Consider the following 16188-nt stretch of genomic DNA (forward strand, 5'->3'; position numbering starts at 1 on the left):
GAGCATTAGAAGACGCTGCTGCAGAACGGACGACAGTTTTAAATAGTTTGAACTGTTTTCTGCTTTGCAGTGGCGTGCATCCATACTTACTCAACTTCCAGGTAGCCACTATGACTCAGCAATCTTTCGATAATAAGACGCCTTTGCTGACACCGTCACTGACGGAGTTTGATGCGGCCAGGCCGTATCTGGAATTCCATGACATTGGCAAAACTTTTCCGGGCGTGAAAGCGCTGGACGGTATTTCATTCAATTGTTACGCCGGACAAATTCATGCGCTGATGGGCGAAAACGGAGCGGGGAAATCCACCCTGCTGAAGATCCTCAGCGGGAACTATCAGCCTTCCCAGGGCAATATTCATATCAAAGGCCAGCCGGTCGCGTTCAGCCATACCACGGATGCGCTCGATGCCGGTGTGGCGATCATTTATCAGGAACTCCATCTGGTGCCGGAAATGACGGTAGCAGAGAACATTTATCTCGGGCAGTTGCCGAGCAAACACGGTTTTGTGAACCGTAAATTGCTGCGTTACGAAGCCAAACTTCAGCTTGAACATCTCGGGCTGGATATCGACCCCGATACACCGCTGAAATATCTCTCCATCGGCCAGTGGCAGATGGTGGAAATTGCCAAGGCGCTGGCGCGCAATGCCAAAATTATTGCATTCGATGAACCTACCAGTTCGCTTTCTGCACGCGAAATTGAACAATTGTTCCGTGTTATCCGTGAGTTACGGGCGGAAGGACGTGTGATTTTATATGTCTCACACCGTATGGAAGAGATCTTTGCATTAAGTGACGCTGTCACCGTTTTCAAAGACGGACGTTACGTTCGCACCTTTGACGACATGACGCAGGTGGATAACAGCAAGCTGGTGCAGGCGATGGTTGGCCGTAATCTCGATGACATTTACGGTTACGCGCCACGTCCGCACGGCGAAATTCGCCTTGAACTGGATGAGGTGAAAGCACCGGGCGTGAGAACGCCGATCAGCCTGACGGTACGTCAGGGCGAAATCGTCGGCCTGTTCGGGCTGGTGGGTGCAGGGCGCAGTGAGCTGATGAAAGGATTATTTGGTGGTACGCGTATTACCGGCGGTACCGTCCGGCTGGACGGTGTAGCGCTGAATATTCGTAAACCGGCAGATGCGATCCGCCAGGGCATCATGTTGTGCCCGGAAGACCGCAAAGCTGACGGCATTATTCCTGTGCACTCGGTGCGCGACAACATCAACATCAGCGCCCGTCGCAAAACGGTGAAAGCAGGGTGCCTGATCAACAACGCCTGGGAAGCGAAAAATGCGCGTAAACATATCGATGCGCTGAATATCAAAACCCCCAGCGACCAGCAACTGATCATGAACCTTTCAGGGGGTAATCAGCAAAAAGCCATTCTGGGTCGCTGGTTGTCGGAAGAAATGAAAGTCATTTTGCTGGATGAACCAACGCGGGGTATTGACGTTGGCGCCAAGCATGAAATTTATAATGTGATTTATTCACTGGCAAAACAAGGCATTGCGGTGCTGTTTGCGTCCAGTGATTTACCGGAAGTGCTGGGTCTGGCCGACAGGGTGGTGGTGATGCGCGAAGGCGCAATCTCCGGCGAACTGTTGCATGACGACGCCACCGAAGAAAAAGCGCTGGGGCTCGCTATGTTGCGCACGCCAGTTCTTGATTCTGCCCATGACGCTGCCTGACTGAGGAGCAAAAATATTATGTCGAGTATGACAACCAATTCAGCCAAACCGGATCAACCTTCAGCAGCCTCACGCGGCGGCCAGGGTCTGATGCGTATCTGGGACAGTTACGGCATGTTAGTGGTGTTCGCCGTGCTGTTTATCGCCTGTACCATTTTCGTGCCAAACTTCAGTTCTTTCATCAACATGAAAGGGTTGGGGCTGGCGATTTCGATGTCCGGCATGGTGGCCTGCGGGATGCTGTTCTGTCTGGCTTCCGGTGACTTCGATCTGTCTGTTGCATCGGTGATTGCCTGTGCGGGCGTTACCACCGCCGTGGTGATCAACATGACCGAAAGCCTGTGGATCGGCGTTGCTGCCGGTTTACTGCTCGGGATGCTGACCGGTTTGCTCAACGGTTTTGTTATCGCCCGTCTGAAAATCAATGCGCTGATCACCACGCTTGCCACTATGCAGATTGTGCGCGGTCTTGCGTACATCATTTCTGACGGTAAAGCGGTGGGCATCGAAGACGAACGTTTCTTCACCCTCGGTTATGCCAACTGGCTGGGGCTGCCTGCACCTATCTGGCTGACGGTCGGCTGTCTGATCATCTTTGGTCTGTTGCTGAACAAAACCACCTTCGGGCGTAACACACTGGCGATTGGCGGTAATGAAGATGCGGCGCGTCTGGCCGGTGTGCCGGTGGTGCGTACGAAAATCATCATCTTCGTGCTGTCCGGGCTGGTATCAGCGGCGGCGGGGATCATTCTGGCGTCACGTATGACCAGCGGCCAGCCGATGACCTCACTGGGCTTCGAGCTGATCGTTATCTCTGCCTGCGTATTGGGTGGCGTTTCCCTGAAAGGCGGTATCGGTAAAATTTCCTATGTGGTTTCCGGGATCCTCATTCTGGGTACCGTGGAAAATGCCATGAACCTGCTGAACATTTCTCCGTTCTCGCAATATGTGGTACGTGGCTTGATCCTGCTGGCGGCAGTTATCTTCGACCGCTACAAACAGAAAGCGAAAAAGACCGTTTAATCTGGTTTTGTGATAACGCTTTCACGCAATCATCACGCGGCATTTAACGCTATTACGGGTTAAATGCCGAAAAAACGCGTGGTTGTTCACAATTTAGCAACCTTTACTGGCAGCGTTTTCACTGCCGATTAGAATAGATGAAAAGTCCATAGTCCAGTGAAGTTTCAGGAGGTTCGATGTATCACCGTATGATTCAGGATCAGCAGCAAAATCCGCTGTTACCGGGTTACAGTTTCAATGCCTATCTGGTCGCCGGTATGACACCTATCCTTGCTGACGGGCCACTGGATTTCGCCATCGACCGTCCGGGTGGAATGAAAGGCTACATTCTTAATTTGACGGTGAAGGGGCAGGGTAAAGTCTTCGACGGCGAAGACACGTTCTACTGCAATCCCGGTGATCTGCTGTTATTCCCACCGATAGCCCGCCATCTTTACAGTCGTTCTGCCAACGCCGACTCCTGGTATCATCGCTGGGTGTATTTCCGCCCGCGCGCCTACTGGGCAGACTGGCTGGAATGGCACACCAAAACCCGCGATGTCGGGCGTCTTTCTTTACCGAATAATACCTTGTTGCTGGAATTTGACCGTCTGTTTGCCAACATCGAACAAACGCAAAAATCGGGGCGACGTTTTTGCGAAGAGCTGGGGATGAATCTGCTGGAACGTCTGTTGCTGCGTGCCATGGAAGAAGATCCGCAGAGTCCGCAGAAAATCATGGACCCACGTGTCATCGAAGCCTGCCAGTTTATTACCGGCAATCTGGCGGGTGAGCTGCGTATCGATGAAGTCGCCCGCCATGTTTGCCTCTCACCATCGCGGCTGGCGCATTTATTCCGCGAACAGGTCGGGATCAACATCCTGCGCTGGCGCGAAGATCAGCGGGTGATCCGCGCCAAACTCTTATTACAAACTACGCAGGAATCCATCGCGACGATTGGCCGTGTGGTGGGATATGACGATCAGTTGTATTTCTCGCGGGTCTTCCGTAAACGGGTGGGGGTCAGCCCGAGTGATTTCCGCCGCCGGAGTGTGGAGATTAACTATCCGGCCAAGCCGTATAAATCACATCCGTGGCCTGAGCATGAAAATGCCGTGGCGTATCATTTTTGAGTTTTGCAGAGTGGGCCGCTGCAAAAGGGGCGGCCTTGAAACCTTGGGTTGCCACCCAAACTGGCCTTAAGGTCGTGGGCGTCGGCCCACACCGACCAGAGACCCGGTAACGCGCGGGCCTCTGGACTCCGCGCTTTTTTCACTGCGCGCTATCGCGGGTATGACGGACATGTTCTGGTGCATTAGTCAGTGGCGCAAATCCAGGTGCTTCGCACTACCTTCTCTCGGTCTTCGAGCCACAGGTCTCGAAGCCGCTCCGTTCAGCTGAATTTTGATCACGCCAATCAACTTTTCTAAAAGATAAAAGACAATCTGCCGTTGATTTTAAGATCGTGCGGGCGATTCAGAAAGCTTGCTGAATGAGAGGTTGCAGACCTGAGGCTGCAATCCCGAAATGAAGGCACCGCGCAGCGGCAAGCTTTCCAGCCTGTCGCGGTGGTACCTGAAACATAGCCAGCGAGCGTTAGCGCGTGTTGAAAAGCGAAGGGAGATCCAAGAGGGAAAAAGCACTTTTCCCTCTTGGTCGGTTTCGGCGCGAAAGGCCGAGTGATAACCGTTATTGAAAAACCGAAATTTCACAATTCAGTTATTAAGAAGCGCGAATTCATTCGCTAAAGAAGCTTTGTTTCAAAGCCCGCTCCACACCTCGCAGTTCCGCCAGTCCCCGCAGACGTCCAATCGCCGAATACCCCGGATTGGTTTTCTTATGCAAATCATCCAGCATCTGATGGCCGTGATCCGGACGCATCGGGATAGCGCGCAGATTGCCAGCGCGGCGACGTGTTTGTTCTTCCGTCAGAATCGCTTTGATAACCGCCACCATATCCACATCACCATCTAAATGATCGGCTTCATGGAAGCTTTCCGGCACGTCTTCGCGCTGGGTGGCGCGCAGATGGATGAAGTGCACGCGGTCGGCGTAAGTGGTCATCATTTTCACCAGGTCATTATCTTCACGCACGCCGTAAGAACCGGTGCAGAAGCAGAAACCGTTGTGGATACTGTCGACGGTTTCTTTCAGCCATTGCATATCTTCAATGGTGGAGATAATACGCGGCAGGCCGAGAATAGGGCGCGGTGGATCGTCCGGGTGAACTGCCAGACTTAAACCGCATTGCTCGGCAACCGGCACAATGCTGCGCAGGAAATGCGCCATGTTTTCGCGCAGTTTGGCTTTGTCGATACCGTCGTAAGTCGCCAGACGCGCACGGAACTGGTCCAGCGTGTAGCCTTCTTCCGCACCCGGTAAACCGGCAATGATGTTAGACACCAGTTGATCTTTCTCCGCCTGTGTCATCGCCGCAAAGTATTCGGCTGCCTGTTTTTGCTCATCCGCGCTGTAATAAGACGTCGCACCTTCGCGTTTCAGCAGATGCAATTCAAAGGCCGCAAATGCGATATGGTCGAAGCGCAGGGCGCGTGAACCGTCCGGCAGCAGATAGCCGAGGTCCGTGCGTGTCCAGTCGAGAACCGGCATGAAGTTATAGCAGACCGTATAGATGCCGCATTCCGCCAGATTACGGATAGATTGCTGATAGTTAGCAATGTGCTTTTCAACATCCCCGCTGCGGGTTTTGATTTCCTCATGCACCGGAATGCTTTCCACTACGGACCACACCAGACCTTTGGCTTCAATTATCGCCTTACGTTTCTTTATCTCTTCTACCGGCCAGACTTCACCGTTAGGAATATGGTGCAGGGCGGTAACCACGCCGGTTGCGCCAGCCTGACGCACATCATCAAGTGAAACCGGATCGTTCGGGCCGTACCAACGCCATGTCTGTTCCATGTGTTTTCCTTAAAATTGTTAACTGACTGTCTGAATGTAGTTGACGCAGGGCCGGTGATAAGTTCAATCTTAATGCGCGGCCTGGTCAGGTGGTCTGCTGGTCAGGCCATCAGACCGACATATGATTCAGCATCAAACCGAACATTAATGTGACCGGGATAACAGATCTGGGATTCAGCATGAACACGGAGAAAATAATGGCATTACCCACCCTTAAAGTTGAACGGCTGTATCGCCAGATTTCTAATGTATTGATTAACTGCATTAATACCGGGCAGTTTGCCCCGGGCGCGATGATCCCGTCAGAACGGGATTTGTCTAAACAACTTGGCGTCAGTCGTTCATCTATCCGTGAGGCATTGATTGCGCTGGAGATCACTGGCTGGGTGGAAATCCGTACCGGCAACGGCGTGTACGTCAGCGACCCGTTGCCGCAGGCCACACCTGCGGTGCAAACGGTAAGTACCGAAGAGGAATTCAGCCTGCAATCGCTGGTGAAAGCGCGCCAGGTTTATGAATCGATGACAGCAGAACTGGCGGCGATTAACGGCACCGAAGAGCAGCGTGAAAAACTGAGAGCCATCGCCCGGGAATTAAACGAACTGAATGCCAATAACGACGCTTTTCTCGAAGCTGACCGCCGTTTCCATATGATGATCAGTGAAATGACCGGCAACGAAGTGCTGCACGATATGATGGGATATTTGTGGGATAAACGTCGTTCACGTCGGTTTATGCGTCTGGAGAGTCATTACACCGAAGTGGATTTTGCCCGTGAAATGAATGCCGATCATCAGGGGATTTTAGACGCGATTCTGGCGCAGGATGGCGCAGGGGCGAAGGCAAGAATGAGCCGGCATTTACAGCATGTGTATGACCAGTTATTTGCAGAATGAGAGTGTCAATGCCGGACACAGGCGGCTTTAAATCAAAACCTTGGGTGACAACCCAAGGTTTTGCCCGTGTGGGCGGCGAGCCCACAAAATAGCATCAGCTCGGATACGGCACCCATCCCCCGCCATTCAGGCGAATATAGATTTTCCCCTGATATTCCATCACCACTGAGTTCTCATTTTCAGATACCAGCGGCGTTTGTGGCAGGTTCGAACCGAAGGTTTTCCAGTCCATCGTCGGGCTGGTAAACACTTTGCCATCAACTGCGCGGGCGACCATTTCTGAAATCGCCTGATAGCTGCTCTGGCCGTCAATTTTCATTGGTGATGGCGCGTGCGGTGCCTGCATCCCAAAGAATTTCACCCCGACAGGAATATGGGTAATGCCCGGACTCGGGATATCACGCAGACCCGAGATTTGCATCTTGTCGCCCACCAGCGCGGCGCCGTGTTCAGGCACCACCACCAGCATCACTTTGCGGCCGGATTTATCCAGCTGATCCATAAAGATATTCAGCTGATTCAGCAGAGTTTGCGCACGGTTATGATAATCCGCGCCCTTATTGCTGCCCACGTAACGGTTGCCGTCATGCAGCGGAATCAGGTTAAAGAAGGTTGCGGTGCGTGCGGTACCGGCTTTCTCCTGATTCTCCAGCCAGCGGGAGAACAGTTGTCCGTCGTTGAAAATTGGTGAGCCATCAAAGGACGTCAGCTCATAACCCAGACCGGCCTGGGACATCAGCGGGACTTTCATGTCAGCATCATCACGCAGGTTACCGATGTAATTACCGAACACACCCGTATGGTCCATTGCCAGCTGAGGCGTGAAGCCCAGACGCGCGAGATCGTCAAACAGATAACACTGCTGACCGGCAGGCTGATACAAATCATGATGCGATGTCTGACCGCAACTGGCGCGCAGCAGGCGGATGGATGCCGGGCCGCTGTAGGCTGTGGCTGAATTGAAATTGCTGAAAACAAAATCAAAACGCGACCACAGCGGTGAATTCGAAAGATTCACGGCGTCCAGATCTGACCAGGCCAGCGAACAGATGTTGATCACCAGCAGGTCAAACGGCTGTGCATCGGCAGGAAGTGCGTCGGGGAACTTCGTCGCCTTACGCCGTTCGTTTTGGTAGAACTGCTCTAAATAAGCGTTCAGGTTGGCATTGGTTGGCGGGCCGTTCACGGTGTTATCAGTGGCTGATGGCGCAACGGTCACCGGTGTCGTTACGGCATTTTGGGCGATAGCCGGTGGCGGCGAATGCGCGAAAAACGGTGTGATCAGCCCGCTGAGGTTAAGCCACAGCAGCGCAATGACGGTAAACGTGGTCAGCCGGATCCACTGGGATATAAACAGATAACCGACCAGCAAAGCGAAACCGATGGCAATCCACTGCCAGTTGATAAAGCGATCGGCCAGTTCGAGCAGATAACTGAAACTGAAGCCTGCTACGTCCGCCCCCTGATTGACAATTGAACGCCAGCCGGGCAGCCAGGTATCGTGATACAGCAACGCCAGCCCGAAAGGCAGGGCAATCCACTGTCTCCAGCGGTGCAGGCGCAGCGAACGTAACGGGAATAGCAACACGGCGGCAAAGACGACATTGCTCAGGGCATCAAAATTCAGATAACCCTGTGAAAGCAGAACAAACTTGAGTAAAAAATAATAGTTCCAGGCACCGAGGCCGCGCCAGGATTGCCAGATCCGCAAACGCGGCGAAGAAGATTGCGATTCGTTCATAGTGAAGTTTTGGATTTTCCTGTAGCCGCAGAAGTTTCAGGCAAAGTAGCGGAGCGTTTGCGGTTCTTATTGATGCTGCTGATGGTCATGGGGGTTAAATAACGCGGCGACAGAAATCGCGTCGCAAAGCGGTTTTTCCAGCGCGGCAAACGGCTACGCAGGGCATATCCCAGCGGGATAAAAATCACCGCCGCCAGAATAAAGATTTCGATAATATCCTGAATATCCATCTCTTTTACTCCTGCGCCTGAATAACTGGCGTATCGCTCACGGCCAGCGTGATGGGAACGGGCTGATGAACCTGCGCACGTTTTAAAGGTTCGGTTTTATGCGCCACAAAAGGCTGCGCTTCAGACACCGGATTTGCCATCGGCGGCCTGGCGGCCAGACGCAGAACTTCCGTGCGGATATCCAGCTCCTGGCTCCAGAACGTCTGGCTGGTGAACACTTCTTTGACCGGCAGATTAAACAGAAACGCCAGTACATTTTCGACGTCGCTGACCTGACAGTTCGACAGGAACAGATACAGATGACGCCCGGTAACCGTCAGAATATCGCCGTCGCGGCGCAGCGAACACAAAGACATCGCCTGCTGCGGGCTGATCCCGGCGGCAGGGCGCAGCGAAATTAAAATGCCCCGGGATTCCGTCGCCAGCGCGGCGTGATTCCAGATATCGTGCATGACTTCGCAGAAAACCGGCAGTGGCAGATAACCCTTATGATGCGTGGGCAGGCGGCTGTCGAGCAGCAGCCCGATATCATCCGGCACATGGCGGGTATAAGTGAGATTTTGCAGGTCATCGAGCAGGGTCAGAAAGTTGGAGAGGCGCGCTGCCTGTGGCACAACCAGATTCGCGCCACAGGCCTGGAGCAGACGCTGATCGACATAGCGCAAAGAAGAATTCATTTCGCGCACGACAATTTTTAAACCATTGCCACGCTGCATGCGTAAACGATGAACCTGACGGGCCAGCACTTCGACTTCGTCATTACCGGTGAGGGCGAAAATGACCGTCGCCGATCGCGCATGTGCCGCGCGCTCGCTCAGCGCTTCATTATCATCGAACAGGAACCAGCGTTCTGAAAGCGCAGGAGCGCCTTCAAGCACTGAGCGTTCGGCCAGCAGCATCCACTGATCATCGCCGGTTTGTTCGGAAACAGCGGCAGAGGCGTTCTTTTGAATTTCCCAGCCGGTTGGGCGGCGCGTCAGGGGATAAAGTGTATTGGCTTCTGCCCCCAAATTGTCATGCCACCAGGAAACGCCCCACTGGTTCGGTTCAACATCTGTTTTCAAATCCGCAAGACCGCATATATTGCGATGGTATAAATGAAGCTGAGTTTTAACCGCATTAATACCGGCTCCATAGCAGATAATAAGGATCGTTGCACCTTTATTATTGACACATGCGCTCATTTCACTCAGCCAGCGGACCCATTGTTTATCATTTAGCGCCTGCCAGGTACTGACCGGAAGTAATAGAATCATTAATGAGGCTGAGTGAGCAGGCAAACGATTAATATCCGCTGCAAGGGAGAGAAATGCTTTCTTCCCATTCGCTAACAGGTAATAAAACGTTTTTTTCTGATATTTTTTTAAATAAGTGAGAAGGATATCATCGTCAGATAGCCTGTTTTCTTGTGCAGTGCAAATTAAATTGTGCTGTGGGAAAAAAACGTTGACCGGAACTTCACCTTGCTGAGCCTCAACCGTTTGTCCGCAAAGATGATAAGCGGCTTCCTGACTTTCGGTGTTAACCCAGTAAAGCCCCTGAGCCTGCATCCGGGCTAATCCATTCCAGAATTGCTTCATGCCCAATGAAAAGGAGAGTGCCATATAGTTAATCTGCTTGTATCGTTTTTGATTAAAAGTCTGCTTGGGACACACTGAGAAATGTGAGTATAATAAATTCTATCATTGCTACATTAAATAATCATAATACTTCACAATAATGTTTGATACTAAAAAGCCCAGACAGGTCAGCGCATTTTGGCTGTCGTGGTATCAGTATTTAGATTGAAGCAGGGAGAAAGAATCGGTGGGAGCCAATATTGTAGACCCGGAGGAATCTGAACCGACGAAAGATGATGATTTCTTTGCACTGAGTCACCTTTTTTCTTTGTCAGAATTAAATTATGTCGATATAGCCCGTAAAGAAAAGATTCCGCAACTAATGTCCCGCTGGCCGCTACTGGCTGAGCTGGCGCAATACGGTGAACGCGGCGCGGAGAAAAAATAATATGGCTGTCATTGCCTTACAGGGAATTCGTGGCGGTACGGGCACCACTTCAGTCACGGCTGCACTGGCCTGGGGTCTTGCGCAATTAAATGAAAAGGTTCTGGTCATCGACTTTTCACCGGAAAACTTACTGCGATTGCACTTTGGTATGCCTTTCGCTCAGGCTCGCGGATGGCGCTATGCGCACAATACAGGAGAGCCGTGGCAAAACTCCGCACTGCGTTACCACTCTCATCTTGATTTCCTGCCTTACGGGCATGCCACGACCGGCGACGCCAGTCAGCCGGATTTTGACTGGCAAAAGGCGATCACTCAGCTTAAAAATACCGGCGTATATGACTGGATCCTGATCGACTCTCCGGCAGCCGATCCGCTGACCGCGCAAAAAATTGCCGACAGTACGGTAGTGCTTCTCCACGCCGATACCCAGTCACACACCCGTTTACATCAGTATGTGCTGCCAGCCAACGGGCGCTATCTGCTCAATCAGTTCATTCCTTCCAGTCAGTTACAGCAGGATATTTTGCTGTTATGGCAGGAAACTTTACCCGTTTTGATTCCGGTGATTTTACACCGCGACGAAGCCATGGCGGAGTCACTGGCGGCGAAACAACCGGCAGGGGAATGGAATAGTAACAGTAAAATCAGTCGCGAAATTAACACGCTGGCGAACTGGTTCCTGCTGCATTTGCGCCATTCAGGGGACGTGCACAGCCAGACAATGGGGCGGAGTCCGGAAAAATGAACCGCGTGCTCAACCTGTTTCTGGTGCCGCCGGTAGTTTTCGAATTACAAAACCGCTACCGGTACTATCGCGCCAGCCACTCCTCACGGACCGCCGCTGGCGTAATGATTTTCTGCGTGGCGTTAAGCTGGCTGTTTTTGCGTTTTGAATCCCCTGTCTGGCAGCGTGTTAAAGCACAACGCACCCGCTGGTATCCGCAGATTTCGCCGTCGCGCCCGCGTCTGGCCGATCCGCTGCGCTATATCGTGCAAAGCTTGTGGTTGCTGATCATCCTGCCTGCTGAAAGCCGGCGCGGACGTGTGATTCACACCCGCTGGCCACAGCAGTTACGCAAAAAAATCCATTTGTGGCTCGAATTATTGCCTGAACAGGTCACACACAGTCCGCTGGAAATTAAGGTCACACGCCGTATCGGCAAAATGAGCCGTCTCGGTAAACGTATTCTGGTCTGGATGACCGCACTGGTGGCGCTCACCCTGGCGATGTTCTGTATTTCTCAGCCTTTTAGTTACATCGCACAGTTTGTCTTCGTGATGCTGCTGTGGAGCATTGCGATGATTATTCGCCGTATTCCGGGCCGCTTCCCGGCGCTGATGATGATCGTGTTGTCGCTGACCATTTCCTGCCGTTATTTATGGTGGCGCTACACCTCAACGCTGAACTGGGAAGATCCGCTGAGTCTGATTTGCGGCCTGCTTCTGTTAGGTGCCGAAACCTATTCCTGGACGGTGCTGGTGCTGGGCTATATCCAGACCCTCTGGCCGCTTAACCGTAAACCGGTGCCAATGCCTGCGGATGTCTCGACGTGGCCGACGGTGGATTTGCTGATCCCGACGTATAACGAAGATCTCAGCGTCGTGAAACCGACGCTGTACGCCGCGCTGGGTCTCGACTGGCCCCGGGACAAACTGACCATTTATCTGCTTGATGACGGCAACCGGCAGGAATTCGCCGATTTTGCCCATGAAATTGGTGTGAAATACATCGCCCGTGAAACGCGTGAAAATGCCAAAGCGGGCAACATCAATAACGCACTGAAACAGGCGAAAAGCCAGCTTGTGGCGATTTTTGACTGCGACCACGTGCCGACCCGTTCTTTCCTGCAACTGACGGTCGGCTGGTTCTTTAAAGATAAAAAACTCAGCATGTTGCAAACGCCGCATCATTTTTTCTCGCCCGATCCGTTCGAACGTAATCTGGGCCGTATGCGCCGCACGCCAAACGAAGGCGAACTGTTTTACGGACTGGTGCAGGACGGCAACGACCTGTGGGATGCCAGTTTCTTCTGTGGATCCTGCGCCGTATTGCGCCGCGATGTGCTTGATGAAATCGGCGGTATCGCCGTAGAAACGGTCACTGAAGATGCGCACACGTCTCTGCGGATGCACCGCCACGGTTACACGTCGGCGTATATTCGTATTCCGCAGGCGGCGGGGCTGGCGACGGAAAGCCTGTCTGCTCACATCAGCCAGCGGATCCGCTGGGCGCGCGGCATGGTACAGATATTCCGCCTCGATAACCCGATGTTTGGTAAAGGACTGAAGCTGGCGCAACGGTTGTGTTACGCCAACGCCATGTTGCATTTTCTGGCCGGTATTCCGCGCCTGATCTTCCTCACAGCGCCCCTGGCGTTTCTGCTGCTGCATGCTTACATCATTTATGCACCGGCCGTTGCCATCGCACTGTATGTCTTGCCGCACATGATCCATGCCAGCCTGACTAACTCCCGCGTACAGGGCAAATACCGCCATTCGTTCTGGAATGAAATCTACGAAACCGTGCTGGCCTGGTATATCGCCAGGCCAACCACCGTGGCGTTGTTTAATCCGCATGCCGGGGCTTTCAACGTCACGGCCAAAGGCGGCCTGAATAAGCACGCTTACGTTGACTGGAAAATCAGCCGCCCGTATCAGATCCTGATGTTGCTCAATCTGGCCGGTTTATTCTTCGGTGCTTACCGCATTGTTTATGGCCGCCCGGATGAAATCCTGACGGTGCTGGTGAGTATGGCGTGGGTGATTTACAACATGATTATTCTGGGCGGGGCGATTGCCGTGGCGTTCGAATCCAAACAGGTGCGCCAGGCACACCGTGTAGAAGCCAGAATGCCCGCGTCACTATTAAAACCCGACGGACACATTTATGTCTGCACCATTCAGGACTACTCCGACAACGGTGTCGGACTGGAAACCCCGAGCGCAAGCCAGTTTCATGCCGGTGACAACGTCACGTTGCTGCTTCACCGTGGACAACAGGAATATACCTTCCCGATGCAGATCAGCCGCGTGTTTGGTGAAAGCATCGGCATGCAGTTACTGCCATTAACCACCCAACAACATATCGATTTCATCCAATGTACGTTTGCCCGGGCCGACAGTTGGGTATTACGCGAAGACAACTTCCCTGAAGACAAACCGATGGAAAGCCTGCGTGAGGTGCTGGGGTTGGGGATCCGTGGCTATCTGCGGATGCTGGACATCGCCCCGCAACGCTACCGTCCGCTGGCGTCCGGAACCCGAACGTTTGGCCGCTGGCTGCTGTCTTTCGCTCCGCGTAATCCGCCGCTTGCCGTTCAGCCTGATGAATACAACCTGATGATGACAAAACAATGAAAAGACTTCCGTTAACCACTTTTATGGCATCTGCCTTGATGACATTGGCGTTGGGTTCTGTGGCTCCGGCCTTCAGTGAACAGACGCCTGCACCGGTTGTACCGGGCAACGCCACGCCTGCGCCTGAAGTGACCCTGCCGATGGTGGCGCCTGCGGTAAACCCGATGATTATTCCGGGTGCGCCAGTGCGCAGCGTGACATTACCGTTTGCCGATGTGGCACCGCAGCCGGGTGCCATCACCTTGCGCGGTATTCAGCCGAACGGACAGATTGAGTTCGGTGTGCGCAGTGACGAAGTCGTGACACAGGCCACACTGAATCTCGAGTTCACGCCGTCGCCATCGCTGATCCCGGTTCAGTCGCATCTTAAGGTGTATCTCAACGACCAGCTGATGGGCGTTGAAGTGATTGATAAAGACCAGCTCGGCAAGAAAAATCACCTGCAGATGACCATTGACCCGCGTTATGTCACCGACTTCAACCGCATCCGTCTGGAGTTTATTGGTCACTACCAGAACGTCTGTGAAAACCCGGCGAACACCACCCTGTGGCTGGAAATCGGCAAGGGCAGTTCGCTTAGCCTGCAATATCAGAAACTGCCGCTGAGCAACGATCTGGCACATTTCCCGGTACCGTTCTTTGATGCGCGCGACAGTCGTCCGCTGAGCCTGCCGATGGTCTTTGCCACGTCTCCGGATGCCGGCCAGCAACAGGCAGCGGCGATTCTGGCCTCCTGGTTCGGCACCAAAGCCCAGTGGCGCGGGCAATCCTTCCCGACGTTGTATAACCAGTTGCCGGACAGCCACGCGGTGGTGTTTGCAACCAATGGCAAACGCCCTGATTTCCTCAAAGAATTGCCGCCGGTGAAAGGGCCGGTGGTGCAGATGATCAGCCGCCCGGATAATCCGTACATCAAAATGCTGCTGATCCTCGGTCGTGATGATCAGGACTTACTGACGGCAGTACAAGGCATTGCGCAGGGGAATATCCTGTTTCGTGGCGAAACGATCGGCGTCGATAAAGTGGACAGGATCCAGCCACGCCAGCCGTATGACGCGCCAAACTGGGTGCGTACCGATCGCCCGATGAACTTTGGCGAACTGAAACAGTATGCGGAACAGTTACAGTCTGACGGCATCCAGCCGAATCCGATCACGCTCAACATTAATCTGCCGCCGGATCTGTTCCTGATTAACAGCTCCGGTATCGATATGCGGCTGAAGTACCGTTATACCTCGCCACAGCTGAAAAACACTTCTCGCCTGAGCATCAGCCTGAATAACCAGTTTGTGCAGGATCTGACCCTGAAAACCGGACACGATGAGGATTCACAATTACTGCATCTGTCCCTGTTACAGGGGCTGCTGGATGGCAGCAAAGACCTGAATATTCCCGCGCTGAAACTGGGTGCGGTTAACCAGATCCGCTTCGATTTTGACTACACCTCGCTGCTGGCGAGCGGCACCGAAGGGCGCTGTGAAACCTATAACACCGTGCCAAATCATGTGGTGATAGATGACAGCTCCACTATCGACTTCTCCGGTTACCGCCATTTCATGGCGATGCCTGACTTGCGCGCCTTCGCCAACGCCGGTTTCCCGTTCAGCCGCCTGGCGGATTTATCCCAGACGCTGCTTCTGGTTCAGCCGCAACCGCAACCGGTTCAGTTAACCACGCTGCTTGATACGATGGGCAATATTGGCGCACTCACCGGTTATCCGGCGCTTGGCGTGGGGCTGACCGAAGATGCGGCAAAAGCAAAATCCACCGACGCCGATCTGCTGGTGATCGGCAATCTGCCTGCGGATTTGCGTGACGACAGCATGCGCGATGAGAAAAAGGCCAGCTTACTGATCGAGGCAGCGCGCGATGCGGTGAATACGCCAGTCCGCCAGACATCGTTACCGGATAACACGGCACCGGCCAGCGATGCGCGGGTGGATGCCAGCGCGCAAATCAGTGCGCAAGGCCCGATTGCAGCGGTTGTCGGGTTACAGTCGCCGTACTTTGATCAGCGCAGCGTGGTCGCGCTGATGGCAAACGGTCAGCAGGGCTTCGAAATGCTGAACAAGTCGATGCAGGATAGCAAACAGAGGGCGCAGGTCTTTGGCTCGGTAGCGGTGGTGCGTGATTCCGGCGTCAGCAGCCTGAAAGTCGGTGATACCTATTATGCTGGCCATTTGCCGTGGTGGGAGCGGGTATGGAACGCCCTGGCGAACCATCCGGTATTGCTGGCGGTTATGGCGGTGATCGTGGTGATTCTGGCAGCAATCCTGTTGTGGACCGGTTTGCGTTCTCTGGCCCGTCGTCGTCTGTCTGATGATGACCAGGAATAA

12 protein-coding genes are annotated in these 16188 nt (G+C 53.4%); 8 read left to right on the forward strand and 4 right to left on the reverse strand.

The window, feature by feature from the left end; translation table 11 throughout:
* Nucleotides 1-110: 110 nt before the first annotated feature.
* The 3 genes from araG (at nt 111) to araC (ending at nt 3832) form a co-directional block, all read left to right on the forward strand.
* Nucleotides 111-1697, forward strand: a complete 1587-nt coding sequence (araG, locus tag EX31_RS06650; RefSeq protein ID WP_037033969.1) for an L-arabinose ABC transporter ATP-binding protein AraG — start codon at nt 111-113, stop codon at nt 1695-1697.
* 18 nt (nt 1698-1715) lie between these two features.
* The gene (araH, locus tag EX31_RS06655) at nt 1716-2720 is read left to right on the forward strand and encodes an L-arabinose ABC transporter permease AraH (RefSeq protein ID WP_013575455.1); all 1005 of its coding nucleotides are present in this window, start codon (nt 1716-1718) and stop codon (nt 2718-2720) included.
* A 176-nt stretch (nt 2721-2896) separates the two neighbouring features.
* Nucleotides 2897-3832, forward strand: a complete 936-nt coding sequence (gene araC / locus EX31_RS06660; RefSeq protein ID WP_037033970.1) for an arabinose operon transcriptional regulator AraC — start codon at nt 2897-2899, stop codon at nt 3830-3832.
* 604 nt (nt 3833-4436) lie between these two features.
* On the opposite strand, the gene uxuA is transcribed toward araC, so the two are convergent.
* Nucleotides 4437-5621 carry a mannonate dehydratase gene (gene uxuA, locus EX31_RS06665; RefSeq protein WP_037033971.1) on the reverse strand — a complete coding sequence of 395 codons (1185 nt, stop codon included), beginning with the start codon at nt 5619-5621 and terminating at the stop codon, nt 4437-4439.
* A 197-nt stretch (nt 5622-5818) separates the two neighbouring features.
* Between uxuA and EX31_RS06670 the strand changes: the two genes are divergently transcribed.
* A complete protein-coding gene (locus tag EX31_RS06670; RefSeq protein WP_037033972.1) occupies nt 5819-6517 on the forward strand; it encodes a FadR/GntR family transcriptional regulator in 699 nt (232 codons plus the stop codon).
* Between the two features lie 94 nt (nt 6518-6611).
* Here the strand turns inward: EX31_RS06670 and bcsG are convergent, their stop codons facing one another.
* The 3 genes from bcsG to bcsE are packed head-to-tail and all read right to left on the reverse strand — an operon-like array spanning nt 6612 to nt 10092.
* On the reverse strand, nt 6612-8258 hold the full coding sequence (gene bcsG / locus EX31_RS06675) for a cellulose biosynthesis protein BcsG (protein ID WP_013575459.1): 1647 nt from the start codon (nt 8256-8258) through the stop codon (nt 6612-6614).
* Nucleotides 8255-8488, reverse strand: a complete 234-nt coding sequence (gene bcsF / locus EX31_RS06680; protein WP_013575460.1) for a cellulose biosynthesis protein BcsF — start codon at nt 8486-8488, stop codon at nt 8255-8257. Before bcsF ends, bcsG begins: the two co-directional genes overlap by 4 nt.
* A gap of 5 nt (nt 8489-8493) precedes the next feature.
* A complete protein-coding gene (gene bcsE, locus EX31_RS06685; RefSeq protein WP_037033973.1) occupies nt 8494-10092 on the reverse strand; it encodes a cellulose biosynthesis protein BcsE in 1599 nt (532 codons plus the stop codon).
* A 202-nt stretch (nt 10093-10294) separates the two neighbouring features.
* Between bcsE and bcsR the strand changes: the two genes are divergently transcribed.
* From bcsR to bcsB, 4 genes are read left to right on the forward strand one after another with little or no spacing between them, the layout of a single operon-like run.
* Nucleotides 10295-10495, forward strand: a complete 201-nt coding sequence (gene bcsR / locus EX31_RS06690; RefSeq protein ID WP_013575462.1) for a cellulose biosynthesis protein BcsR — start codon at nt 10295-10297, stop codon at nt 10493-10495.
* Between the two features lies 1 nt (nt 10496).
* Nucleotides 10497-11240 (forward strand): cellulose biosynthesis protein BcsQ, encoded by a 744-nt coding sequence (gene bcsQ, locus EX31_RS06695; protein WP_013575463.1) that lies wholly within the window; start codon nt 10497-10499, stop codon nt 11238-11240.
* Nucleotides 11237-13852, forward strand: coding sequence for a UDP-forming cellulose synthase catalytic subunit (bcsA, locus tag EX31_RS06700; protein ID WP_037033974.1), 2616 nt, complete (start codon nt 11237-11239; stop codon nt 13850-13852). Before bcsQ ends, bcsA begins: the two co-directional genes overlap by 4 nt.
* Nucleotides 13849-16188, forward strand: a complete 2340-nt coding sequence (bcsB, locus tag EX31_RS06705; protein WP_037033975.1) for a cellulose biosynthesis cyclic di-GMP-binding regulatory protein BcsB — start codon at nt 13849-13851, stop codon at nt 16186-16188. Before bcsA ends, bcsB begins: the two co-directional genes overlap by 4 nt.

Source organism: Rahnella sp. WP5, assembly GCF_000745615.1.
Classification (GTDB): domain Bacteria; phylum Pseudomonadota; class Gammaproteobacteria; order Enterobacterales; family Enterobacteriaceae; genus Rahnella; species Rahnella aceris.